This is a genomic window from Aerosticca soli (genome assembly GCF_003967035.1).
In the GTDB taxonomy this organism is placed as follows: Bacteria; Pseudomonadota; Gammaproteobacteria; order Xanthomonadales; family Rhodanobacteraceae; genus Aerosticca; species Aerosticca soli.
Window position 1 is genome coordinate 16,302 of record NZ_AP018560.1, and the last position, 21,096, is coordinate 37,397.

Sequence of the window (21,096 nt, forward strand, 5' to 3'; positions counted from 1 at the left end):
TGCCCGAAGCGCCGTGAGCGGCGGGTCGTGGGCGGGCTTCCATGCGCCGTCTGTCCGCCGTGGAAAGCGATCGTGCGGCAGCGGCTGCCGCGTGTCTTCGCCAGTCATTTGATCAGCCGCTCATCAACCAGTGTCTTGACGACCGAAGGGTCGGCCAGGGTGGAAATGTCGCCGAGCTGGTCGGGCTGGTTCTCGCCGATCTTGCGCAGGATGCGGCGCATGATCTTGCCCGAGCGCGTCTTCGGCAGCGACGGTGCCCACTGGATGTAGTCGGGCGTGGCGATCGGACCGATCTCCTTGCGCACCCAGGCGATGAGTTCCTTGCGCAGCTCCTCGCTGCCGGTCTCGCCGGCAATCAGGGTGACATAGGCGTAGATGCCCTGGCCCTTGATCTCGTGCGGGCAGCCCACCACCGCCGCCTCGGCCACCTTCGGATGCGCGACCAGCGCGCTTTCCACCTCGGCGGTGCCGATGCGATGGCCGGAGACGTTGATGACGTCGTCGACGCGGCCGGTGATCCAGTAATAGCCGTCCTCGTCGCGGCGTGCGCCGTCACCGGTGAAGTACATGCCCGGATAGGCGCTGAAATAGGTCTCGATGAAGCGCTGATGATCGCCATACACGGTGCGCATCTGGCCCGGCCAGGAATCGGTGATCACCAGGTTGCCCGCGGTGGCGCCTTCGAGCACGTTGCCGCCGGCGTCGACCAGCGCCGGCTTGATACCGAAGAACGGCAGCGTGGCCGAGCCGGGTTTGAGGTCAGTCGCGCCGGGCAGCGGCGAAATCAGAATGCCGCCGGTCTCGGTCTGCCACCAGGTGTCCACGATCGGGCAGCGTTCGTCGCCGACCACGCGGTAATACCACTCCCAGGCTTCCGGATTGATCGGCTCGCCCACCGAACCCAGCAGGCGCAGCGACGCGCGCGAGCACCGCTTCACCGGCGCCTCGCCCTCGCGCATCAGCGCGCGGATCGCGGTCGGGGCGGTGTAGAAGATCGTCACCTGGTGCTTGTCGATGACCTGCCAGAAGCGGCTCACGTCCGGGTAGTTGGGCACGCCGTCGAACATCAGCGTGGTCGCGCCGTTGGCGAGCGGGCCATAGACGACGTAGCTGTGGCCGGTGATCCAGCCGACGTCGGCGGTGCACCAGTAGATGTCGTCCTCGCGCAGGTCGAACACGCATTCGTGCGTGTAGCTGGCATAGACGAGATAGCCGCCCGAGGTGTGCAGCACGCCCTTGGGTTTGCCGGTGGAGCCGGAGGTGTAGAGGATGAACAGCGGATGCTCGGCCTCCACCGGCGTGGCCGGGCAGTCGGCGCTCTGGCCTTCCGTCAGCACGTGCCAGTAGCGGTCGCGCGGCGACTGCATCGGCACCGCGCCGCCGGTGCGGCGCACCACGACCACGGTTTCCACGCTGCTGGTGCCGGGGCGCTCCAGCGCGGCGTCGACGTTGGCCTTGAGCGGAATCCTGCGTCCGCCGCGCACGCCCTCGTCGGCGGTCACCACCACTTTGCATTGCGAGTCGGCGATGCGCCCGGCCAGCGAGTCGGGCGAGAAGCCGCCGAACACCACCGAATGAATCGCGCCGATGCGCGCGCAGGCGAGCATCGCCACCGCGGCCTCGGGGATCATCGGCAGGTAGATCGCCACACGGTCGCCCTTGGCCACGCCCAGGTGCTTCAACGTGTTGGCGAACTTGCACACCTCCGCATGCAGCTCGCGATAGCTCAGGCGGCGCGACTCGTTCGGGTCGTCGCCCTCGAAGATGATCGCGGTCTTCTCGCCGCGCTCGGCCAGATGCCGGTCCAGGCAGTTGGCGGCGACGTTGAGCTGGCCGTCCTCGTACCAGCGGATGTGCAGGTCCTTGGCGTCGTAGGAGACGTCCTTGATGCGGGTCGGCTGACGCGTCCAGTCCAGCCGCGTCGCGATCCTGGCCCAGAAGCCTTCGGGGTCGCGGATCGACTCCTCGTACAGGCGCCGGTAGTCGTCCTTGCGGATGCGGGCCTTGGCGGCGAATTCGGGTTTGACCGGATAGACATGGCTCATGGCGATCTCCTGGCGATCCTTTGAGAAAACGCGTCTGCTTCGAGTTTAGCCGCAGGCTTTGCGGGGCCACGGAAGTGGCGATGATCGACTTTGGTCGAGCATCGACCATTCGCCAATAGCCGGTCGCGCCGCAGCATGCCCATGCTCGGCCCGCATCGGTCTTTTGGGGAAGGGAGGGCAATCGATGGCCATGAACAGGCAAGTGCGCCGACGCAGGCTGCTCGCGATCAGCATCACCTGCGGACTGCTCGGGGTGTCACTCGCGGCGCCGGCGGCGGTCGACCAGAGCAAGAAAAAGCACGCGGCGACCACCACCCACGAGCAGCAGCTCGAGGCACGGGTCAACCAGCTCGAACAGGAACTGGCCGAGCTGAAGGCCATGATCCAGGAACAGAAACAGACGACCGTGCAGGCCAGCCAGACCGCGCAGGCGGCGCAGGCCACCGCCGAGGCGACCCAGACCAAGGTTGCCGCGCTGCCGCCGCCCGCCAAGTCGCAGTTCAGTACCGCTCCGGGCGTGTCGGTGGCCTTCCATGGCCTGTTGAGCGCCACCGCATTCGGCGAAAACCGCCGCTTCGGCTTCGGCAACGGCCAGAATGCCGAGTACCCGATCGCCGGCAAGAGCGGTTCGCTGAGCGGCATCGACGTGCGCAACACCCGCTTCTGGTTCGACATGACCGGTCCCCAGCTGGGCGGTGGCTGGAGCGGCGGCGGGCATCTGGAAATGGATTTCTTCGGCGGCTTCAACGGCACCGGCCCCTATGCCCGCCAGCAGACCACGCCGCGCCTGCGCCAGGCCTACATCGACCTCACCAATCCGGAGAACGGCAGCGTGGTGCGCATCGGCCAGCAATGGAACCTGCTGACCCCGCTGGACAACCTGCCGGTATCGCTCGCCCACATCGCCTTTCCACTCGGCTTCTCCACCGGCATTCTCGGCTGGCGCTATGCGGGCGCGGTATGGATGCAGGATCTCAATCGCGGCGGGGATGGCCCGAAATGGCGGCTGGACGTCGGCGCCTTCGACGGCAACTGGAGCGGCCCGGACAACAACACCGATTTCTTGAGCGCCGGCAACGCGGACTTCCGCCCGCAGATCGAGGCGCGGTTGCACGTGCAGGGCAAGGGCTGGCTGGCCTATGCCGTGGGTCACTACGCGACCGTCGACCTGCGCGGCACCCAGGGCACCGCGCCGACGCCGATACGCGACAAGCTCACCAGCACCGCCTTCGAACTCGGTGGCCAGTGGAAGCCCGGTCCGTGGACATTGAAAGGCCAGGCCTATACCGGCAAGGCGCTGGGCCAGACCTTCGGCGCCCTCTCGCAGTTCGGCGACATCAAGGAGAAGGGCGGCTTCCTGCAGGTGTCCTACAACTTCACGCCGGTATGGAGCCTCAACGCCACCGCTGCGGTGGTCAAGCCGAACAAGGACGACGTGATCCGGTGGCTGGGCTATGGCTCCAATGGTTTCGTCCGCAACCGCCAGGCGGCGCTCAGCCTGCTGTATGACGCGACCAGCTTCGCCTTCGGGCTGGAAGTCATGCACGACAAGCTCGACACCAACAAGGGTAACGGCGAAGAGACCACCGACGGCAACCAGATCAATCTGAGCGCGCTGTACCGGTTCTGACGGCCCGGTGCGCGGCGCCCGATGGCGGCGCCGCGCATCGTCATCCAAGCGAAAAGGGGGGAACCATGGCGAATACCGCAAACGCCGCCGGCGCGCCGGCGCTGGACGTCAGTCATCGGCGCGTGATCCTGGCCTCGAGTCTGGGCACCGTCTTCGAGTGGTACGACTTCTATCTGTACGGGTCGCTCGCCGCCGTCATCGGCAAGCAGTTCTTCTCCGCGCTCAACGAGGCCAGCCAGATGGTGTTCTCGCTGCTCGCCTTCGCCGCGGGCTTCGCCGTGCGTCCGTTCGGCGCGCTGGTGTTCGGCCGGCTGGGCGACCTGGTCGGCCGCAAGTACACCTTCCTGATCACCATCCTGATCATGGGCTTTTCCACCTTTCTGGTCGGCGCGTTGCCGGGCTATGCCTCGATCGGCGTGGCCGCGCCGGTGCTGCTGATCGCGCTGCGCCTGTTGCAGGGCCTGGCGCTCGGCGGCGAATACGGCGGCGCGGCGACCTACGTGGCCGAGCATGCGCCGCCGGGCAAGCGCGGGCTCTACACCAGCTTCATCCAGATCACCGCCACTTTCGGCCTGTTCCTGTCGCTGCTGGTGATCCTCGGCTGCAAGCTGTGGCTGGGCGCGCGCTTCGACGTCTGGGGCTGGCGGGTGCCGTTCCTGATCTCGGCGGTGCTGCTGGCGGTATCGGTTTACATCCGCATGCAGCTCAACGAGTCGCCGGTGTTCCAGCAGATGAAGGCCGAGGGCAAGCATTCGAAGGCGCCGCTGACCGAGGCGTTCCTGCGCTGGGACAACCTCAAGCTGGTGATCCTGGCCTTGCTGGGCGCCACCGCGGGACAGGCGGTGGTGTGGTATTGCGGGCAGTTCTACGCCATGTATTTCCTGGGCTCGATACTGAAGATCGACGCCACCACCACCCAGCTACTGGTCGCCACCGCGCTGCTGGCCGCCACGCCGTTCTTCGTGTTCTTCGGCTGGCTTTCCGATCGTGTCGGCCGCAAGCCGGTGGTGCTGGCCGGCTGCCTGCTGGCCGCGCTCACCTATTTCCCGATCTTCAAGGGCCTGACCCACTTCGGCAACCCGGCGATCGAAGCCGCCGCCGCCGCCGCGCCGGTGACGGTCAAGGCCGACCCGGCCTCGTGCAGCCTGCAGATCGACCTTGCCAACACCAAGACGTTCACCAGCTCCTGCGACGTGGCCAAGAGCGTGCTCACCAAGCGCGGCGTGCCCTATCGCAACGAGGCCGCGCCGGCCGGCACGCTGGCCGTGGTGCGGGTGGGCGAGCACGAGATCACCGCGTTCGAAGGCGGCGGCTTGCCCAAGGCGGAATTCCAGGCCCGCAGCAAGGCCTTCGCCGACCAGCTCGGTGCCGTGCTCAGCGCCGCCGGTTACCCGGCCAAGGCCGATCCGGCGCGGATCAACTACGTCATGGTGTGGTTGCTGCTCACCGTGCTGGTGCTCTACGTGACCATGGTGTACGGCCCGATCGCGGCCTGGCTGGTGGAGATGTTTCCCACCCGCATCCGCTACACCTCGATGAGCCTGCCCTACCACATCGGCAACGGCTGGTTCGGCGGTTTCCTGCCACCGGTGGCCTTCGCCATCGTCGCCGCCACCGGCAACTTCTACGCGGGGCTGTGGTATCCGGTGGTGATCGCGCTGATGACCTGCGTGATCGGCGGGCTGTTCGTCCGCGAGACCCGCGACGTGGACATCGTCGGCTGATCATCCGTTTCCCCGTGCGGCGCGTTCCGTGCAGCGTCGCACCGGGATGCGGTGCTGTGCGTGCGGTAGCGGAAACGCGCCGCGCGGACGACCTACGATCGCCTTCTGACGGAGTGCGAACGTGTCGTCATCTCTCCCGCAGAATCGCCCATCGTCGCGGCCACTCGCCTGGCCGGCACTGCTGCTCGATCATGTGAAGCCGGTGCGGGTGCCGCTCTTGATCCTGGCCGTGGCCGGCACCCTGGTACTGGCGGTCGACCAGGTCCGCGAGCTCTTCCTGATGGTGATATGGACCGATCCCGATGCGGGCCGCTACGGCTGGCTGCTCGCCGGCTGCGCATCCACCGAGCCTTGCCGCGCGTGTCTTGGTTGCTGCGACGGCATCGGCGTAGGCTGGAAAGCATGTCCGAGATCGAGAAACCCGCCCGGCGCATCAAGGGCCGTGGCGCCGCGTCCTTCACCGTCGGCCGCTTCGAGCGGCGCACCTACCAGGCCGAGGACGACGGCTGGCATCACGAGGAAGAAGCCGCGCCGCGCCTGCCTACGCAAGTGCGCGAGGACATCGCGCGCAGTGTCATCAGCCGCAACGATTCGCCCGACGTCGGCTTCTCGCAGTCGGTCAATCCGTACAAGGGCTGCGAGCACGGCTGCGTGTACTGCTTCGCGCGGCCGAGCCACGCCTATCTCGATCTCTCGCCGGGGCTCGACTTCGAGACCAAGCTCTTCGCCAAGACCAACGCCGCCGCGCGGCTGCGCGAGGAGCTGGCCAGGCCCGGTTACCGCTGCAGCCCGATCGCGCTCGGCATCAACACCGACGCCTATCAGCCGATCGAGCGGCGCTACCGCGTCACCCGGCAATGCCTGGAAGTGTTCGCCGAGACGAACCACCCGGTCAGCTTCGTCACCAAGAGCGCGCTGATCGAACGCGATCTCGACCTGCTCGCCGAGATGGCGCGGCGCGGCCTGGTCAGCGTGCATTTCTCGGTGACCACGCTCGACAACGCGCTCGCCTCGCGCATGGAGCCGCGGGCCAGCGCGCCGCACGCGCGGCTGCGCGCCATCGAGCGCCTGAGCGCGGCCGGCGTGCCGGTCGGCGTGATGGTCGCGCCGGTGATCCCGATGATCACCGACCGCGAACTGGAGGCCATCCTGGAAGCCGCTTACGAGCACGGCGCGCGCTCGGCCGGCTACGTGTTGCTGCGCCTGCCGCACGAGCTCAAGGACATCTGGCGCGAATGGCTCGGCATCCATTTCCCCGACCGCGCCGAGCACGTGATGAGCCTGATCCGGCAGATGCGCGGCGGCAAGGACTACGACAGCGCCTTCGGCACGCGCATGCGCGGCGAAGGTCCGTTCGCCCAGCTCATCGCGCAGCGCTTCGCCAAGACGGCGCGCCGGCTCGGCTACGGCGCGCCGCCGGCACTCAACAGCGGTGATTTCATGCCGCCACGCAAGGCCTCGCCGCAGGGCGAGCTGTTTTGACTGCTCAGTCGGCGTTGCGGTCTGCCGCGCGTTCGATCTTGCGGTCACGGCGCCAGGCGTTGATCGCCAGGCCCGCGCCGAGCAGCAGGCCGGCGCTGATGAATAGGAAGGACAACGCCGGCAGGCCGAATACCGTGGGCCCGCCCTGCACGCGGGCAGTGAGCGCCGCGGCGATCACCAGCGCGGCCATGATCACGCCCGCACTGATGCGGTTGGCAATCTTCTGCAGGCTTTCCATCATGCGCGATTCCTCGAGCCCGTCGATGCGCACGCGCAGGCGGTTCTCGGCCAGGGTGCGCAAAATCGCGGCGACGTGCTGCGGCGTGTGGCGTGCCAGTTCCTGCAGGTCCAGCCATTCGCTGGCCAGATTGGAGGGGCTGAGCGTGCCGAGCGCATGCCGGCGCAGCACGTGCTCCAGATGCGACTCCACCGCGTCCCGGGTCTTGAGGCCCGGATCGAGCGCGCAGGTCACCGCCTCCAGGTTGAGCAGAGTCTTGCCGAGCAGGCTGAGTTCCGGCGGCGGACGCAGCCCGCAGGCCGCGCCCACGCGGGTGAGTTCCAGCACCAGGCGTCCCTCGGAAGGATGCTGGTTATCGCGGTCCGTGCCGGCATAGGCGGCCACCAGCTGCTCGACCTGTCGCCGGTACTGCCCATGGCGGAAGTCTTCGAGCGGCGTCCCCAGCGATTCGCTGATCTCGCCGACCTGGTCGCCGTCACCGGAAATCGCGCCGAGCAGCAGCTTGAGCAATGCCTGCCGGGTGCGCGGCACCAGCCGCGCGACCATGCCGAGATCAAACAGCGCCAGCCGGTGGTCATCCATCAGCAGCACGTTGCCGGGATGCGGGTCGGCATGCACCAAACCGTGCACGAAGACCTGGTCCAGATAGGCGCGCAACAGCTGCAGGGCTTGCTCCTTGAGCGGATGCTCCAGCCGCCGCAGCGGCGGAATGCGGGTCACCTTGATGCCGTGCACGCGCTGCATGGTCAGCACGCGCGTGGTACTGAGATCCTCCAGCGGGGCGGGCACGAACAGCAGCGGGTAGTCGCGCAGGTTGCGGGCGAAGCGGCGCAGGTTGTCCGCCTCCTGCTCGAAGTTGAGTTCGCTGGCCAGGCTGTGCCGCAGCTCGCCGACCAGCTCGGTGAAACCGTAGCGACGGCCGATGTCGGTCATCCGGTCCGCGGCCCCGGCGAGCTGCTCGAGAATGGCCAGATCATCACGCAGGGTCTGCGCGATGTGCGGGCGCTGCACCTTGAGCACCACCTCGCGGCCGTCGCGCAAGCGCGCCGCGTGGACCTGTGCCACCGAGCCGGCCGCCAGCGGCTCGTCGTCGAAATCCGCGAACAGGGTGTTGATGCGCACATCGAGCTCTTCCTCGATGATGCGGCGCACCTCTTCCACCGGCACCGGCGACACCGCATCCTGCATGCGCTCGAGCGCCTCGATGTAGGCGGGCGGCACCAGGTCGGGCCGGGTCGACAGCAGCTGGCCCAGCTTGACGAAGGTGGGTCCCAACGCCTCGAGATCGCGCACGAAGGCTTCGGGCTGGCCCGCCGGCTCGGCCGCGATCGTCTCGTCGGCCAGCAGCGAGGCCTGCGGGTCGAGCTCGAGTCCGCTGAACAGCCCGGCCTTGCGGTAACGCAGCAGGAAGGCACCGATTTGCGCGTACCTGGACAGACGGCTGGTTTCGTTCACCTTCAAGTCTCCGCGCTTCGGCGCCCGGCAGTGATTTTCAAATTGGCAGGGCCTGACCGGGGTCGTGGACAGACCCCGGTCGCCCTGGACAGCGAAGGTCAGCCGCTCGAACGGCTCGAGGCCGGCGCCTGGCCGCCTTCATCGTCCACGCCGCGGGTGTAGACGATCTTCTTGCTGTCGCCTTCGCAGCTGCCGACCACCTTGCCGTCCTTGTCGTCGGCCTGGTCGGCGGGCACCACTTCCAGGCTGTAATGCGGGATGTTCTTGGCCTTCAGTTTGGCGTCGATCTGCGCCTTCACTTCGTCGCACGAGGCATGGGCGAATACGGGCAGCAGGGAGGCCAGGAGCAGCGCGGGCAGTTTGTTCATGACTCGGGACTCCGGCAGTGGGCAGGTGGATGGCACGCTCCGCAGCAGGCCACGCCTGCGCGTCGGGGCGCCGACCATGTTGCCGGCCGACGGTGGTGCCGATGTGAAGCCCGGAGGGCGTGCGATGACGCCGGCGCAGGCGGCCAGTGAAGCGGGCCATCGGGAATGGTTTCGTATCCATCCACAGCACCGCCGCGCCTTGTGGGGACTGCATGTATGCAGTAAATTCAAATCTCACTTCACCGAGAGCGTCATGCCGCACGCCACGCGGGTAGCGATCAAGGACCCCTCCAGCCAGCTCGACGCCCCCGGGTTGCGGGCATTCTTCCGTCTCGCCGAAGCCTGGAAACTGCGCGCTGCCGAGCAGCGACGCCTGCTCGGGGATCCGCCCGAATCCACCTTCTACAAGTGGAAGCGGCTGCAGCAGGGGCCGCTCAGCCGCGACACCCTGGAGCGCATCAGCTACCTGCTCGGCATCTGGAAGGATCTGCAGATTCTGTTTCCCGATCCGGCACAGGCCGACGCCTGGTTGCGCAAGCCCAATCAGGCCAGCCTTTTCGGCGGCCATTCGGCGCTGGAGCGCATGCTCTCGGGCAACGTGGCCGATCTCTACGTGGTACGCCAGTATCTCGATGCCCAGCGCGGCTGGGGCTGAGCGCGGCGCATGCACGCCGTCGCGGCCGGCGATACCGGCAGCGCGGATACTTTCCGGCATGGATACGCAAGCACCCGAGCCGCCCCGGCGGCGCATCCGCTGGCAGCAGGCCTGGCGCATCGTCTCGAGCCGGTTTCCGCCGGTGGGCGTGTTCGACCGCATCGCCGATCCGGCCGATCTGGACGCGGTGTTCGCCCTCGAGGCCATGACCCACCCGCGCCTGCGCGAGGAGGCCGGCGCACTGGCACTGATTCCCGCCGCAAGACGCATCAGCGGGCCCGGATCGACCCCGGTGATGGCGGCCTTCACGCATCTCAATCCGGAAGGGAGTCGTTTCTCGGACGGCAGCTGGGGCGTGTTCTACGCCGCCCACCGGCTGGAGACCGCCATCGAGGAAACCGTCTATCACCGCGAGCGTTTTCTCGCGGCTACCGCCGAACCGGCCTGCGAACTGGAGATGCGCTGTTACCGCACCCGCGTGAACGGCAGTCTGCACGACATCCGCGGCGGCTGGAAGGCCGCGCACGATCCGGACGTCTATACGGCCAGCATCGCACTCGCGCGCAGGCTGCGGGCGAGCGGTTCGGATGGCATCGTGTATGACAGCGTGCGCGATCCGGGCGGCGAATGCGTGGCCGCCTTCTACCCGGACGTGGTCGGTCCCTGCATCCAGGCCGAACACCTGCGTTATTGCTGGGATGGTGCGCGTATCGACAAGGTACTCACCGTCAACGCCCGTGAGCGGCGGCGCTGACGCTCGCGGGCACACTTCCCTGTGCCCCGCGTTTTTCTCATCCGTTGTTTAGAAGCGGTAGCCGAAGCTCAGGCCGTAGACCCACGGATCGACCTTGGCCTTGCCGACCTTGGCGCCGCCGACCTTGACGTCGCTTTCGATATCGATCCAGCGCACGTCGGCGGTGATCAGCCACTTGTCGGACAGCTTGAAATCCAGGCCGGCATGCGCGGCGACGCCCCAGCTGTCATCGATCTGCACCTTGGCGCCCTTGAGGATGCCGCGGCCCTTCTCGTCGAAGAAGTGGGTGTAGTTGACGCCCACGCCGACGAACGGCGAGATCTGGGCCTCGGGCATGAAGTGGTAGTTGACGCCGATGGTCGGCGGCAGGTGCTTGGTGCTGGCGGCCTTCTGGCCATTCAGCTTGACGTCGTGCTTGAACGGCAGCGCAGCCAGCACGTCCAGGCCGACGTTGGGGTTGAACATGTATTCGAGACTGGCGCTCGGCTTGGTGTCGTTGTTGATGTGCGCCTTCATGCCGGCGAGGGTACCGTTGTCGGATTTGGGATCGACGACATGGGCGCCAAAGCGGACCACCCAGTTGTCCTCCGCATGGGCGGCAGGCAGCGCGGCACAACCGAAGGCGGCGGCAAGTAGGGGCAGCAGGATCTTGGTTTTCATGGGGTTCGTTCCATTTGGGATTGATGCGGACGGCATTGTTGAAAAGGTTGTCATTGCGTTAATTGACGCTGGTCATGTTTGCCCGCCAGGCTGACGTCCCTGCGACGAGACGCCGCGCCGGCGGCCTCGGACAGCGGCACGGGTGTGCAAAGGCGCGCCGGCTTGGTCCGTGCCGGGAGATCATCGGCCGGCCGAACGGGCAGCGATCAATGGGAATCGAGGGATGGACATGCAGCTACCTTCCACTGCGATCCTGGGCGCCGGGCTGATGGGCATCGGCATCGCCGTGCATGTCGCCCGCCACGGCCACGGCGTGCGGCTTTTCGATCCCGATCCGGCGCGCTTGCAGGCGATTCCCGCGGCGGCGCGGGGCATCCTTGCCGAGCTCGCCGATGCTGGCCGGTTCGATCCCCAGGACACCGACGCCGTGCTCGCCCGTCTCGATACGGCCGAGCGGCTGGCCGACGTGGCCGACGCCGGCTGGCTGATCGAGGCGGTGCCCGAGCGGTTGCCGCTCAAGCAGGCGCTGTATGCGGAGCTGGAAGCCCTGATCGACGCCGGCGCGATCATCGCCAGCAATACCAGCGGACTGCCGCCGGACGAGCTCGCCGCGCGCATGCGCCATCCCGAGCGGCTGCTGATCGCCCATTTCTGGAACCCGCCGCATGTCATTCCGCTGGTGGAGCTGGTGCCGGGCAGTGCCACCGACCGCGCCTTGCTCGAGCAGGTCCGCGGCTGGCTCGACGGCATGCAGCTGGAGGCCGTGGTGCTGGAGAAGGCCGTGCCGGGTTTCATCGGCAATCGGCTGCAATTCGCCCTGTTGCGCGAGGCGCTCGCCATCGTGCAGAGCGGCATCGCCGATGCCGCCACGGTGGACCGGGTGGTGCGCGCCTCGCTCGGCCGCCGCTATGGGATGGTCGGTCCGCTGGAAGGCGCCGACATGGGCGGCCTCGATACCTTCGCCGACATCGCCCGTCACCTGCTGCCGCGACTGGCACAGGGCACCGACGGGCTGGACCTGCTCGAGCGGAAAGTGCGCGAAGGCAAGACCGGCGTGCGCAGCGGCGAAGGCTTCTACCGCTGGGACGACGCGCGGCGCGAGCGCATCGCGCAACGGCGCCTCCATCTGCTGCGCCACGGGCTCAAGCCCTAGGCCCGGCGCTGACGGCGGTGCGGGCCGGTCAGGTGTCGCTGCCGGCGGCGAAGCCCACGCGGGTACCGCGCTGGTACACGTGATCGGTCGCCAGCACGTCGGCGGCGGCAAGCGGCGGCTGTGCGGCAAGACGTGCGTAGAGCGGGGTGAAATCCGGTCGCGTCGCCGCGAACAGCTGCTCGAAGTCGTCGATCACGAAATAGGTCTGCTGGTAGCTGTCGATGCGGTAACGCGTGCGCATGACCCGTTCGAGATCGAAACCGATGCGGTTGGGCGCGGGCGATTCCAGGCTGTAGATGGATTCGCCCTTGGAGCTGACGATGCCGGCGCCATAGATGCGCAGGCCCTCATCGGTGCGGATCAGCCCGAATTCCACCGTGTACCAGTACAGCCGGGTCAGCAGGGTGAGTGCCTCGCGACCGATGGCGAAGGCCTTCATGCCGCCCTGGCCGTAGGCCTGCATGTAGTCGGCGAACACCGGATTGAGCAGCAGCGGCACGTGGCCGAAGAGGTCATGGAAGAGGTCGGGCTCGGAGAGGTAATCGAGCTGCTCGGGCTTCCTGATCCACCAGGTCACCGGAAAGCGACGGTGGGCCAGGTGATCGAAGAACACCTCATCGGGCAGCAGGCCTTCCACCGCCACCAGTGTCCAGCCGGTGGACCGGCCCAGCACCCGGTTGAGTTCGGAGAACTTCGGAATGCCGCCATCGCCCAGGCCGAAGCGGGTGACACCATCGAGGAACTCGCGGCAGGCGCGCCCGGGCAGCAGTTCGCACTGGCGGCGAAACAGCGCATCCCAGACGCCATGATCGGTGGGCGAGTAATCGGCCCACGGCTGTTCCACCACGCCGGTGGCGTAGACCGGCACATAACCGCGGTCGGTCTGCTGGTGTTCCACCCTGCGCTGGCTCGGCGTCGACATGGCAGCGGGCTCCTGACGGCCTTGTATTGCGCAAGCATAGTGCGCTTCAGGTGGCAATGGCGTGCATTTACTGTGCAAATATCGGCCCATGGCGCACTATACTTGCGCTCATCGACCATGGATTGACAGAAAATTGCCGTGCAGAGCCTCGACCGCACCGACCTGCGCCTGCTCGCCATCCTGCAGGCCGAGGGGCGCATCACCCAGGCCGAGCTGGCCGAACGCGTCAACCTGTCGCCCTCGGCCTGTCTGCGGCGCGTACAGCGCCTGGAGGCCGCCGGCGTGATCGTCGGCTATGCCGCCCGCATCGCCCCGGAGGCCGTCGGCCTCGGGCTGCAGGCTTTCGTGCGCGTGCAGCTTGCCCGGCACGAGGGCGAGGCCATCGCCCGTTTCGTCGAACGCCTTGCCGGTTGGGACGAGGTGGTGGCCTGCCATGCGCTGAGCGGCGACATGGACTATCTGCTGCAGGTGTACGTGACCGACCTTGCGCATTTCTCCCGCTTTCTGCTCGACCGGTTGTTGAACGAGGCGGGCGTGGCGGACGTCAATTCCAGCTTCGTGCTGCGTACGGTCAAATGCGCGCCGGGCCTGCCGCTGCCGCCGTCCTGATGCCGCCGCGGGCATCGCCTTGCCGTTAGACTTGCCCGAGCGATGAATACCCCCTCCGTACCCTCCGGCCGCGATCCGTGGCGCCCGCTGCGCTATCTGTGGCGCGTGCCCTGGCTGATCGCGCATGCGCTGCTCGGCGTGGTCCTGTGCGCGACCATCCTGACCTGGAATCGCGACCGGGTGATGCAGGACGGCCGCGAGCCTTTCGTGCACCGGATGATCCGCTGGTGGTCGACCGTGCTGCTGCGCATCTTCGGCATGCGCGCGGTGCGCTTCGGCCAGCCGCTGCCCGATCCGGTGCTGTTCGTCGCCAACCACACCTCCTGGCTCGACATCGAGCTTCTGCATGCCCAGCGCGCGGCCTGTTTCGTGGCCAAGGCCGAGATCGCGCGCTGGCCGCTGGTCGGCTGGCTGGCCGCCAACGGCGGCACCATCTTCCATCGCCGCGGCAGCAACCATTCGCTGGCGGCGGTGATGCAGATCATGGTCGAGCGTCTGCACGCGGGACGTTCGGTGGCGGTGTTTCCGGAAGGCGGCACCAGCCACGATGGCCACCTCAAGGTGTTCCATGCGCGCATCTTCCAGGCCGCGATCGATGCCGGCGTGCCGGTGCAGCCGGTGGCGCTGCGCTTTTCGCGCGGCGGCCGGCGCGTGATCGACGTCGGTTTTCGCGAGCACGAGAGCTTCATGGCCAACTTCTGGCGTGTGCTGGGCGAGGCGCCGCTGGATGCCGAGGTGCATTTCCTGGCCCCGGTGCCGGCCCTGGCCGAGGGGCGGCGGCGGATGGCCGATCTGGCCCGTGAGCGCATCGCCGCCGCGCTCGCCGATCCTGCGGAGATGCCGGCGGCATGAAGCTGCCGCGCGGTGAGGATTTCCGTCCGCCCTGGCCGCTGACCAGCGGCCATCTGCAGACCATGCTGTCTTCCAGTGGCGTGCGCCGGCGGCTGCTGCCCCGCGCGGCGCGGCAGGTCCAGCAGGACGCGGTGCCGGTCACCGTGGACGGCGGCGAGGGCGTGCGGCTGACCGGCGCGTTCACCGCGCAGCAGATCCAGGCTTCGCCGCGCGGGCTGGCCGTGTTGTTCCACGGCTGGGAAGGCAGCATCGATTCGACCTATGTGCTGCAGACCGGCAGCCGCCTGCTCAGGGACGGCTGGGACGTGTTCCGGCTCAACTTCCGCGATCACGGCGACAGCCACGGCCTCAACGAGGCGCTGTTCCATTCCTGCCGGCTCGACGAGGTGGTGCATGCGCTCGCCGACATCGCGCGGCGCTGGCCGACCCGGCCGCTGGCGCTCGCCGGGTTCTCGCTCGGCGGCAATTTCGCGTTGCGCGCGGCGCTGGCCGCGCCGGCCGCCGGCGTGCCGCTGGCCTACGCGCTGGCGGTGTGTCCGATCATCGATCCGGCCGAGGGGCTGTTCGCCCTGGAACGGCAGGCGCCGTGGTTCTACCACGCCTATTTCATGCGCAAGTGGCGCCAGTCGTTGCGCGCCAAGCAGGCGCTGTTTCCCGGGCACACCTATTTCGAGCTGGCCGAACTCAAGCAGGATCTGCGCGGACTCACCGCCGCGCTGGTCAGGCGGCACACCGACTTCGCCTCGCTGGAGGCGTACCTGGAAGGCTATTCGGTGGCCGGCGCGCGGCTCCGCGCGCTTTCCATTCCCGCCACCATCCTCACCGCGCGGGACGATCCGATCATTCCGGTCGCCGATTTCGAGCGGCTCGAACTGCCGCCGCAGGTGGAACTGGACATCGCCCGCTACGGTGGTCATTGCGGTTTCATCCGCGGCCGCGACATGACCAGTTTCACGGACGACTACATCGCCGCGCGTTTCAATGCCATCGCCGCCTGTGACTGGCCCGGGGGTCGGCGCGCGACCTGATCCGCTCTCACGAGGCCGGCCGACCGGCTTCGAAAAAGGAGAACCGCATGCGCTGCAAACCCCATGCCCTCTTTGCCGGTGTGTGCCTGCTGCTGGCGCATGTCGCCGCGGCCGGCGTACCCACGGGCTTGGCCCTGCCGCCGGGATTCGGGCTGACGGTATATGCCGAGTCCGTGCCGGGGGCACGCGAAATGGCGCAGGGCGCGCAAGGCACGGTGTTCGTCGGCTCGACGAAGGGCGAGGTCTATGCGCTGACCGATGCCGACCACAATGGCGTCGCCGAGCGGGTGCGGGTGATCGCGCGCGGCCTGCAGCTGCCGGTCGGCGTGGCCTTCCACGACGGCGACCTGTACGTTTCGGCGGTGAGCCGCATCTACGTGTTGCGCGACATCGAGCGGCATCTGGACGATCCGCCCGCGCCCGAGCTCGTCACCGACCGCCTGCCCGGCGAGACCCACCACGGCTGGAAGTTCATCGCCTTCGGTCCGGACGGGGCGCTTTACGTGCCGATCGGCGCGCCATGCAACATCTGCGATCCCGGCCCCGACCACGGCAAACTGATCCGCATGCGGCCGGACGGCAGCGGCTGGCAGGACGTGGCGCTGGGCATCCGCAACACGGTCGGTTTCGACTGGCAGCCCGAGACGGGACGACTGTGGTTCACCGACAACGGCCGCGACCTCATGGGCGATGATCTGCCCAGCGACGAGCTCGATCGCATCGACCGCCCCGGGCAGCACTTCGGCTATCCGTATTGCCATCAGGGCGACACGCCCGATCCCGAGTTCGGGCGCGGAAAGGATTGCCGGGACTACACGCCGCCGGTGCTCAAGCTCGGCGCGCACGTGGCCGCGCTCGGCATGCGCTTCTATACCGGGACGAGGTTTCCGCCCCGCTATCGCGGCGCGATCTTCATCGCCGAACACGGCTCATGGAACCGTACCCGCAAGGCCGGCTATCAGGTCGTCGTGGTGCGCTTCGAACATGGTCGCGCGCTGCCGCCCGAGCCCTTCCTGATCGGCTTCGTCCGTGAGGAGAAGGCCCTCGGTCGACCCGCCGACGTCCTGGTGCTCGGCGACGGCAGTCTGCTGGTCAGCGACGATCTCACTGGCGCGATCTACCGGATCGACTACCGGCCCTGAAAAAACCGATCCGCAGCGCGCCTGGCCGCTGCGGATCAGTCGTCGATCACTTCTTGCCCTTGCCGAGGCCGAGTTCGGCGCCGGTGGTCGGATTGACCGACGGATCGGAAAGCGTGCGTTTGGCCATCCGTTCCAGCATCGCCTGTTCTTCCGCAGGCAGCCGTACCTCGGGCATGCCGCTGCCGCCGTCCATGCCGAGCATGCGTTCGCGGTCGCTGACGACATTGAAGTTGTCGTCGCTGTTCCACGAACCGCGCATGTCGCCCTCGCCCTGCGAGGTGTTGATGTACATATTGGCGAACTCCGCTTTGCCAGCCAGCTTGCCGGGTGGGAAATTGGGCTGGATCGCATAGAGCGCCTTTTCGAACGACTGCTGGTGGGCGATCTCGCGCGTCATCAGGAAACCGAGTGCGTCGCGTATGCCCGGATCGGGCGTCACGTTGATCAGCCGCTCGTAGATGATCTTGGCGCGGGCCTCGGCGGCGATGTTGGTGCGCAGGTCCGCGGTCGGCTCGCCGATGTTCTCGATATAGCCGGCCGTCCACAGCTGCCCGGCCGAGTTGGTCAGCGCCGGCCCGCCGCCGTAGAGGATCTGGGTGACGTGCGAATCGTTGCCGGCCCCCTGCAGTTCGCGGAAGAGCTGCGCCTGCTCCTCCACGCCTTCGGCGAGCTTGCCCTTGGCGCCCTTGTTGAGCATGGCCACGATGGTGCCGATGACTTCCAGATGGCTGAGCTCCTCGGTGGCGATGTCCAGCAGCATGTCCTTGCGGCCCGGATCGTCCTCGGCCATGGCCTGGCTGAAATAGCGCACCGCGGCGGCCAACTCGCCCTGCGGCCCACCGAATTGTTCGAGCAGCAGGTTGGCCAGGGCCGGATCGGGCCGGGATACTCTCACCGTGTATTGCAGGCGTTTGTTGTGAGCGAACATGAAGGCTCCTTGTCGTCGGTGAAAAGCGGAAGGCGACGCGGCCGTGGGGAATCGAGCCGCCTCGCCCCGGATCACGTGGCAAGAGCCGTGCCGGCCCGCCGCCCAAGGCCCGATCGGCCAAGGGGGGCCGGGATGCCGGTAAGAAATGCCAAGACCAGGCAAGTTTTTCCAAAAACGCCTTCGGGCCTTCTTCACCGCCGGCCGGTAGCATGGAGCCATCCTTGAGCCGAGGAGGAACAACCATGTATCTGCGCAGTGAGAGTTTCGCCAACGGACAGCCCATCCCCTCCCGCTTCGCTTTCGCGCGCATCGGTCAGCCAGTGGAGCTGGCCGAAAACTTGAACCCGCACCTGGCCTGGGGCGAGGCGCCGGCCGGCACGCGTTCCTTCGTGATCACCTGCATCGATCCGGATGCGCCGAGCCGGCGCGACGATGCCAACCAGCCCGGCAAGACGCTGCCGGCCGATCTGCCGCGGACCGAGTTCGTGCATTGGCTGCTTGCCAACGTGCCGCCGGATTGCACGCAGTTGGCGGCCGGCTCCTGCAGCGCGGGCGTGGTGCCGCACGGCAAGCGCCAGCCGCCGGGCCCGCCGGGCAGCGTGCAGGGCCGCAACCATTACAGCGACTGGTTTGCCGGCGATCCGGACATGACGGGCGACTATCTGGGCTACGACGGTCCGTGTCCGCCCTGGAACGACAGCCGCGTGCACCACTACCACTTCGAGCTGCATGCGCTGGACGTGGCCCGTCTTGCGCTCGAAGCGGGCTTCACGCTCGACGATCTCCGCCGGGCGATGGCCGGCCACGTGCTCGCCAGCGCGGCCTGGGTGGGCACCTACACGCTCAATCCCGCCCTGGCCGGGACGGGCGGATAATTCAAGGCGATGGGGACGGGACTTTCACACGACGATGGCGTCGCGCTGCGCAGGATCGGCGCACACTGAAGCCCGCATCGGAAGCGATGCGGGTGCCCATCACGCCGCCTAAGGAGTCGCCGTCATGCTGCACTACGCCATCGTCTTCCTGATCATCGCCATCATCGCCGCCGTCCTGGGTTTCGGCGGCATCGCCGGCACCGCGGCCTGGATCGCCAAGGTATTGTTCGTCATCTTCCTGATCCTGGCGATCGTGTCGTTCTTCCGCCGCAGCACATGACCGTGCGGCCCATCGAGTCACCCCTTACCGGAGACCTGCCATGAACGAGAATCTGCAAAACGCCATGCCCGAGGACCTGTCGCACAAACTGGACAGCCGCATCGACCAGCGCGCCGAGCGCATCAAGCAGGCGACCTCCGAAGCGGTGGCCAGCGCCAAGGAAACCGTCGAGCACGTCGCCGACCGTGTCGAGAGCGGGGTCCATCACGCCACCGACAAGGCCGCCGCCGCCGCCCATCGCGCCACCGACAAGGCCAGCGAGCTGCGTGAGCGCAGCCGCGAGGCCTACGAGGAAGCGGTCGACCGCGCCGATGCCTGGCTGGATATCGCCCGTGATTACGTGCGGCGCAAGCCGGTGCAGTCGGTGGCGATGGCCCTGGGTGCCGGCTGGCTGCTCGGCCGCGTGCTGCGGCGCTGACCCCTTCCATGGCTGAGCCGGAACAGCCCGAGGCGCCGGGGGACAGCCGTCTGCTGGACGAGCTCGCGCGCCTCGGCCGCGGCATCAAGCATCTGTTCGGTGCCCAGCTCGGCCTGCTGTCCGCCGAGCTCGGGCTTGCCCGCGGCGCCATCGCATGGCTGCTGTTGACCGCGCTCTGCACGATCGTGGCGGCGGTCGGCAGCGGCTTGACCGCACTCGCGCTGGTGGGTGTGGCGCTGGCGCATTGGCTGGGCTCCTGGACCTGGGCGCTGGCGGTCTTGTTTCTGGTTCAGCTCGTGGTCATGCTGGGCTGCATGCTGCTGTTCAGACGTTGCCTGCACTGGATGAGCCTGCCGGCCACGCGCGCCGAATGGCGGTCCATGCTGCAGGAGAGCCGGGCGCGGGCCGAGGAGCGCATCCGCCGTGCCGAGCAGGAGGACACCCCGTCATGAATCTTTTCGCCCGCCATGCCCGTGTGCGTGAGGCCCAGGCGCGCCTGCGCCTGGCGCGCCGAGAGGTGCAGGAACCGGTCGCGGCCCTGCTGGTACGCGGCTACACCTACCCGCTCACCACGCTGGGCGTGGCTGCCGGCGTCGGCTTCGTGGCCGGCTGTGTGGGCGGCGGGCGTGCCGCGCCGGCACGGGCCGCGGCACCGCTGCTGCGCGGCGGTCTGTTCGAGCTGCTGCTGCAGGGCGCGCGCTGGTTCGCCACCACGCTGGAAGACGACGACACCCCATGACCGTACCCTTGGCCGTGCCGCCCTCCGCGCCCGAGCGGCCGGTGGATGCGGCCCCTGTACGGACCGCCGCCACGGTGCCGCCGCGCATGACCGGCCGGCACCTGGCGGCGATCCGTCACATGCTGGCCATCCTCTGCCTGCTGGCGCTGCTGTACACGGTCACCCTGGCGCGCGAGCTGATCATTCCGCTGCTCCTGGCCACCTTCCTGGGGCTGGCGCTCAATCCGCTGGTGGCCGGGGCCGCGCGGCGGGGCATCCCCCGCTGGCTGTCCTCGTGCGTGTTGATGCTGGCGCTGGTCGGCGGCATCGGCACCGGCATCGGCCTTTTGGCCCAGCCGGCGCTCGGCTGGTTCCACAACGTGCCGGCTGCGATCAAGAGTTTCGTGCCCAAGCTCAAGAGCCTGGCCGGTCCGCTGGAGGCGGCCAGCCGCGCCACCCAGTCGCTGGTCAGCGGCCAGGTGGTGCGCGTCCAGCCTTCGCGTCCGGTGGCGGTGGCGATCACCGCCTGGGACGTGATCGCCAAGGCGCCCAAGGTGCTGGCGGCGATCCTCACCGTGATCCTGCTGGTGTTTTTCTTCCTGGTGTTCGGCGACACCATCCTGCGCCGGCTGGTGCAGCTCACGCCCGGCTTCGGTTACCGCCGCCACACGGTGGCGATCGTGCGCGGCATCCAGAGCGAGGTCTCGCGCTACATCCTCACCACCGTGCTGATCAACGCCGCGCTGGGCCTCATCACCACCGGCATGCTGTGGCTCTACGGGATGCCCGACCCGCTGCTGTGGGGCACGGTGGCGATGCTCGCCAATTTCATTCCCTACGTCGGGGCGATCACCACCACCACGCTGCTGGCGCTGGTCGGGCTGATCCACTTCGACAGCGTCGGCAGCGCGTTGCTGCCGGCCTCGACCTTCGCCGGCATCACCATCCTCGAAGGCAACTTCTTCACGCCGATGATCCAGGGCCGGCGCATGCGGCTGTCGCCGATCGCGATCCTGCTGTGGCTGCTGGTCTGGGGCTGGCTGTGGGGCATTCCCGGCGCGCTGCTGGCGGTGCCGATGCTGACCAGTTTCAAGCTGATCGCCGAGCGCGTGCGCGGCTGGGCGTGGTTTGCGCGGCTGGTCCAGCGCTGAACGCTTTTT

General features: G+C 67.9%; 22 protein-coding genes. 16 read left to right on the plus strand and 6 right to left on the minus strand.

Annotated elements, in window-relative coordinates:
* Window positions 1-104: 104 nt before the first annotated feature.
* Window positions 105-2,045, minus strand: coding sequence for an acetate--CoA ligase (acs, locus tag ALSL_RS00075; RefSeq protein WP_126535484.1), 1,941 nt, complete (start codon window positions 2,043-2,045; stop codon window positions 105-107).
* A 190-nt stretch (window positions 2,046-2,235) separates the two neighbouring features.
* On the opposite strand from acs, the gene ALSL_RS00080 reads away from it, so the two are divergent.
* The 3 genes from ALSL_RS00080 to ALSL_RS00090 all read left to right on the plus strand — a co-directional run bounded on the left by ALSL_RS00080 (window position 2,236) and on the right by ALSL_RS00090 (window position 6,881).
* Window positions 2,236-3,675 (plus strand): hypothetical protein, encoded by a 1,440-nt coding sequence (locus tag ALSL_RS00080; RefSeq protein WP_126535486.1) that lies wholly within the window; start codon window positions 2,236-2,238, stop codon window positions 3,673-3,675.
* Between the two features lie 65 nt (window positions 3,676-3,740).
* Window positions 3,741-5,399 (plus strand): MFS transporter, encoded by a 1,659-nt coding sequence (locus ALSL_RS00085; RefSeq protein ID WP_126535488.1) that lies wholly within the window; start codon window positions 3,741-3,743, stop codon window positions 5,397-5,399.
* A 402-nt stretch (window positions 5,400-5,801) separates the two neighbouring features.
* Complete coding sequence (locus ALSL_RS00090) at window positions 5,802-6,881, plus strand: PA0069 family radical SAM protein (RefSeq protein WP_126535490.1); 1,080 nt, start codon at window positions 5,802-5,804, stop codon at window positions 6,879-6,881.
* Between the two features lie 4 nt (window positions 6,882-6,885).
* On the opposite strand, the gene ALSL_RS00095 is transcribed toward ALSL_RS00090, so the two are convergent.
* Window positions 6,886-8,574 carry an ABC1 kinase family protein gene (locus ALSL_RS00095; RefSeq protein ID WP_126535492.1) on the minus strand — a complete coding sequence of 563 codons (1,689 nt, stop codon included), beginning with the start codon at window positions 8,572-8,574 and terminating at the stop codon, window positions 6,886-6,888.
* 98 nt (window positions 8,575-8,672) lie between these two features.
* A complete protein-coding gene (locus tag ALSL_RS00100) occupies window positions 8,673-8,942 on the minus strand; it encodes a DUF1161 domain-containing protein (RefSeq protein WP_126535494.1) in 270 nt (89 codons plus the stop codon).
* 253 nt (window positions 8,943-9,195) lie between these two features.
* Between ALSL_RS00100 and ALSL_RS00105 the strand changes: the two genes are divergently transcribed.
* The gene (locus tag ALSL_RS00105; protein WP_126535496.1) at window positions 9,196-9,597 is read left to right on the plus strand and encodes an MbcA/ParS/Xre antitoxin family protein; all 402 of its coding nucleotides are present in this window, start codon (window positions 9,196-9,198) and stop codon (window positions 9,595-9,597) included.
* 58 nt (window positions 9,598-9,655) lie between these two features.
* On the plus strand, window positions 9,656-10,351 hold the full coding sequence (locus tag ALSL_RS00110; RefSeq protein ID WP_126535498.1) for an RES family NAD+ phosphorylase: 696 nt from the start codon (window positions 9,656-9,658) through the stop codon (window positions 10,349-10,351).
* Window positions 10,352-10,399: 48 nt separating this feature from the next.
* Here ALSL_RS00110 and ALSL_RS00115 read toward each other — a convergent pair whose 3' ends face one another.
* On the minus strand, window positions 10,400-11,011 hold the full coding sequence (locus ALSL_RS00115; protein WP_126535500.1) for an OmpW/AlkL family protein: 612 nt from the start codon (window positions 11,009-11,011) through the stop codon (window positions 10,400-10,402).
* A gap of 229 nt (window positions 11,012-11,240) precedes the next feature.
* Between ALSL_RS00115 and ALSL_RS00120 the strand changes: the two genes are divergently transcribed.
* Window positions 11,241-12,164, plus strand: a complete 924-nt coding sequence (locus tag ALSL_RS00120) for a 3-hydroxyacyl-CoA dehydrogenase family protein (protein WP_126535502.1) — start codon at window positions 11,241-11,243, stop codon at window positions 12,162-12,164.
* 28 nt (window positions 12,165-12,192) lie between these two features.
* Here ALSL_RS00120 and phhA read toward each other — a convergent pair whose 3' ends face one another.
* Window positions 12,193-13,086, minus strand: a complete 894-nt coding sequence (phhA, locus tag ALSL_RS00125) for a phenylalanine 4-monooxygenase (RefSeq protein WP_126535504.1) — start codon at window positions 13,084-13,086, stop codon at window positions 12,193-12,195.
* 138 nt (window positions 13,087-13,224) lie between these two features.
* On the opposite strand from phhA, the gene ALSL_RS00130 reads away from it, so the two are divergent.
* From ALSL_RS00130 to ALSL_RS00145, 4 genes are read left to right on the plus strand one after another with little or no spacing between them, the layout of a single operon-like run.
* Complete coding sequence (locus tag ALSL_RS00130; protein WP_126535506.1) at window positions 13,225-13,695, plus strand: Lrp/AsnC family transcriptional regulator; 471 nt, start codon at window positions 13,225-13,227, stop codon at window positions 13,693-13,695.
* A 42-nt stretch (window positions 13,696-13,737) separates the two neighbouring features.
* Window positions 13,738-14,547 carry a lysophospholipid acyltransferase family protein gene (locus ALSL_RS00135; RefSeq protein WP_126535508.1) on the plus strand — a complete coding sequence of 270 codons (810 nt, stop codon included), beginning with the start codon at window positions 13,738-13,740 and terminating at the stop codon, window positions 14,545-14,547.
* Entirely contained in the window at window positions 14,544-15,575 is a 1,032-nt protein-coding gene (locus ALSL_RS00140) for a YheT family hydrolase (RefSeq protein ID WP_126535510.1), read from the plus strand. The genes ALSL_RS00135 and ALSL_RS00140 overlap by 4 nt, the downstream gene beginning before the upstream one ends.
* A 47-nt stretch (window positions 15,576-15,622) precedes the next feature.
* Window positions 15,623-16,717 carry a PQQ-dependent sugar dehydrogenase gene (locus ALSL_RS00145; RefSeq protein WP_126535512.1) on the plus strand — a complete coding sequence of 365 codons (1,095 nt, stop codon included), beginning with the start codon at window positions 15,623-15,625 and terminating at the stop codon, window positions 16,715-16,717.
* 46 nt (window positions 16,718-16,763) lie between these two features.
* Here the strand turns inward: ALSL_RS00145 and ALSL_RS00150 are convergent, their stop codons facing one another.
* Window positions 16,764-17,645 carry a manganese catalase family protein gene (locus tag ALSL_RS00150; RefSeq protein WP_126535514.1) on the minus strand — a complete coding sequence of 294 codons (882 nt, stop codon included), beginning with the start codon at window positions 17,643-17,645 and terminating at the stop codon, window positions 16,764-16,766.
* A gap of 242 nt (window positions 17,646-17,887) precedes the next feature.
* On the opposite strand from ALSL_RS00150, the gene ALSL_RS00155 reads away from it, so the two are divergent.
* From ALSL_RS00155 to ALSL_RS00180, 6 genes are all read left to right on the plus strand, one after another.
* Window positions 17,888-18,520 carry a YbhB/YbcL family Raf kinase inhibitor-like protein gene (locus tag ALSL_RS00155; protein WP_126535516.1) on the plus strand — a complete coding sequence of 211 codons (633 nt, stop codon included), beginning with the start codon at window positions 17,888-17,890 and terminating at the stop codon, window positions 18,518-18,520.
* 124 nt (window positions 18,521-18,644) lie between these two features.
* Complete coding sequence (locus ALSL_RS00160) at window positions 18,645-18,800, plus strand: DUF1328 domain-containing protein (RefSeq protein WP_126535518.1); 156 nt, start codon at window positions 18,645-18,647, stop codon at window positions 18,798-18,800.
* A gap of 40 nt (window positions 18,801-18,840) precedes the next feature.
* Window positions 18,841-19,218 carry an ElaB/YgaM/YqjD family protein gene (locus tag ALSL_RS00165; protein WP_126535520.1) on the plus strand — a complete coding sequence of 126 codons (378 nt, stop codon included), beginning with the start codon at window positions 18,841-18,843 and terminating at the stop codon, window positions 19,216-19,218.
* An 8-nt stretch (window positions 19,219-19,226) separates the two neighbouring features.
* Entirely contained in the window at window positions 19,227-19,670 is a 444-nt protein-coding gene (locus ALSL_RS00170) for an ABC transporter ATP-binding protein (protein ID WP_126535522.1), read from the plus strand.
* The gene (locus tag ALSL_RS00175; protein ID WP_126535524.1) at window positions 19,667-19,957 is read left to right on the plus strand and encodes a hypothetical protein; all 291 of its coding nucleotides are present in this window, start codon (window positions 19,667-19,669) and stop codon (window positions 19,955-19,957) included. The genes ALSL_RS00170 and ALSL_RS00175 overlap by 4 nt, the downstream gene beginning before the upstream one ends.
* Window positions 19,954-21,087, plus strand: a complete 1,134-nt coding sequence (locus tag ALSL_RS00180) for an AI-2E family transporter (RefSeq protein ID WP_126535526.1) — start codon at window positions 19,954-19,956, stop codon at window positions 21,085-21,087. Before ALSL_RS00175 ends, ALSL_RS00180 begins: the two co-directional genes overlap by 4 nt.
* Window positions 21,088-21,096 lie beyond the last annotated feature (9 nt).

Bases quoted from the DNA above. Each gene is read 5' to 3' on its own strand.
- ALSL_RS00100 (WP_126535494.1), bottom strand. From the start codon at position 8,942: ATGAACAAACTGCCCGCGCTGCTCCTGGCCTCCCTGCTGCCCGTATTC.
- ALSL_RS00090 (WP_126535490.1), top strand. From the start codon at position 5,802: ATGTCCGAGATCGAGAAACCCGCCCGGCGCATCAAGGGCCGTGGCGCC.
- ALSL_RS00110 (WP_126535498.1), top strand. From the start codon at position 9,656: ATGGATACGCAAGCACCCGAGCCGCCCCGGCGGCGCATCCGCTGGCAG.
- ALSL_RS00175 (WP_126535524.1), top strand. From the start codon at position 19,667: ATGAATCTTTTCGCCCGCCATGCCCGTGTGCGTGAGGCCCAGGCGCGC.
- ALSL_RS00165 (WP_126535520.1), top strand. From the start codon at position 18,841: ATGAACGAGAATCTGCAAAACGCCATGCCCGAGGACCTGTCGCACAAA.
- ALSL_RS00105 (WP_126535496.1), top strand. From the start codon at position 9,196: ATGCCGCACGCCACGCGGGTAGCGATCAAGGACCCCTCCAGCCAGCTC.
- ALSL_RS00120 (WP_126535502.1), top strand. From the start codon at position 11,241: ATGCAGCTACCTTCCACTGCGATCCTGGGCGCCGGGCTGATGGGCATC.
- ALSL_RS00135 (WP_126535508.1), top strand. From the start codon at position 13,738: ATGAATACCCCCTCCGTACCCTCCGGCCGCGATCCGTGGCGCCCGCTG.
- ALSL_RS00080 (WP_126535486.1), top strand. From the start codon at position 2,236: ATGAACAGGCAAGTGCGCCGACGCAGGCTGCTCGCGATCAGCATCACC.
- ALSL_RS00180 (WP_126535526.1), top strand. From the start codon at position 19,954: ATGACCGTACCCTTGGCCGTGCCGCCCTCCGCGCCCGAGCGGCCGGTG.
- ALSL_RS00145 (WP_126535512.1), top strand. From the start codon at position 15,623: ATGCGCTGCAAACCCCATGCCCTCTTTGCCGGTGTGTGCCTGCTGCTG.
- ALSL_RS00140 (WP_126535510.1), top strand. From the start codon at position 14,544: ATGAAGCTGCCGCGCGGTGAGGATTTCCGTCCGCCCTGGCCGCTGACC.
- ALSL_RS00115 (WP_126535500.1), bottom strand. From the start codon at position 11,011: ATGAAAACCAAGATCCTGCTGCCCCTACTTGCCGCCGCCTTCGGTTGT.
- acs (WP_126535484.1), bottom strand. From the start codon at position 2,045: ATGAGCCATGTCTATCCGGTCAAACCCGAATTCGCCGCCAAGGCCCGC.
- ALSL_RS00085 (WP_126535488.1), top strand. From the start codon at position 3,741: ATGGCGAATACCGCAAACGCCGCCGGCGCGCCGGCGCTGGACGTCAGT.
- ALSL_RS00150 (WP_126535514.1), bottom strand. From the start codon at position 17,645: ATGTTCGCTCACAACAAACGCCTGCAATACACGGTGAGAGTATCCCGG.
- ALSL_RS00160 (WP_126535518.1), top strand. From the start codon at position 18,645: ATGCTGCACTACGCCATCGTCTTCCTGATCATCGCCATCATCGCCGCC.
- ALSL_RS00155 (WP_126535516.1), top strand. From the start codon at position 17,888: ATGTATCTGCGCAGTGAGAGTTTCGCCAACGGACAGCCCATCCCCTCC.
- ALSL_RS00170 (WP_126535522.1), top strand. From the start codon at position 19,227: ATGGCTGAGCCGGAACAGCCCGAGGCGCCGGGGGACAGCCGTCTGCTG.
- phhA (WP_126535504.1), bottom strand. From the start codon at position 13,086: ATGTCGACGCCGAGCCAGCGCAGGGTGGAACACCAGCAGACCGACCGC.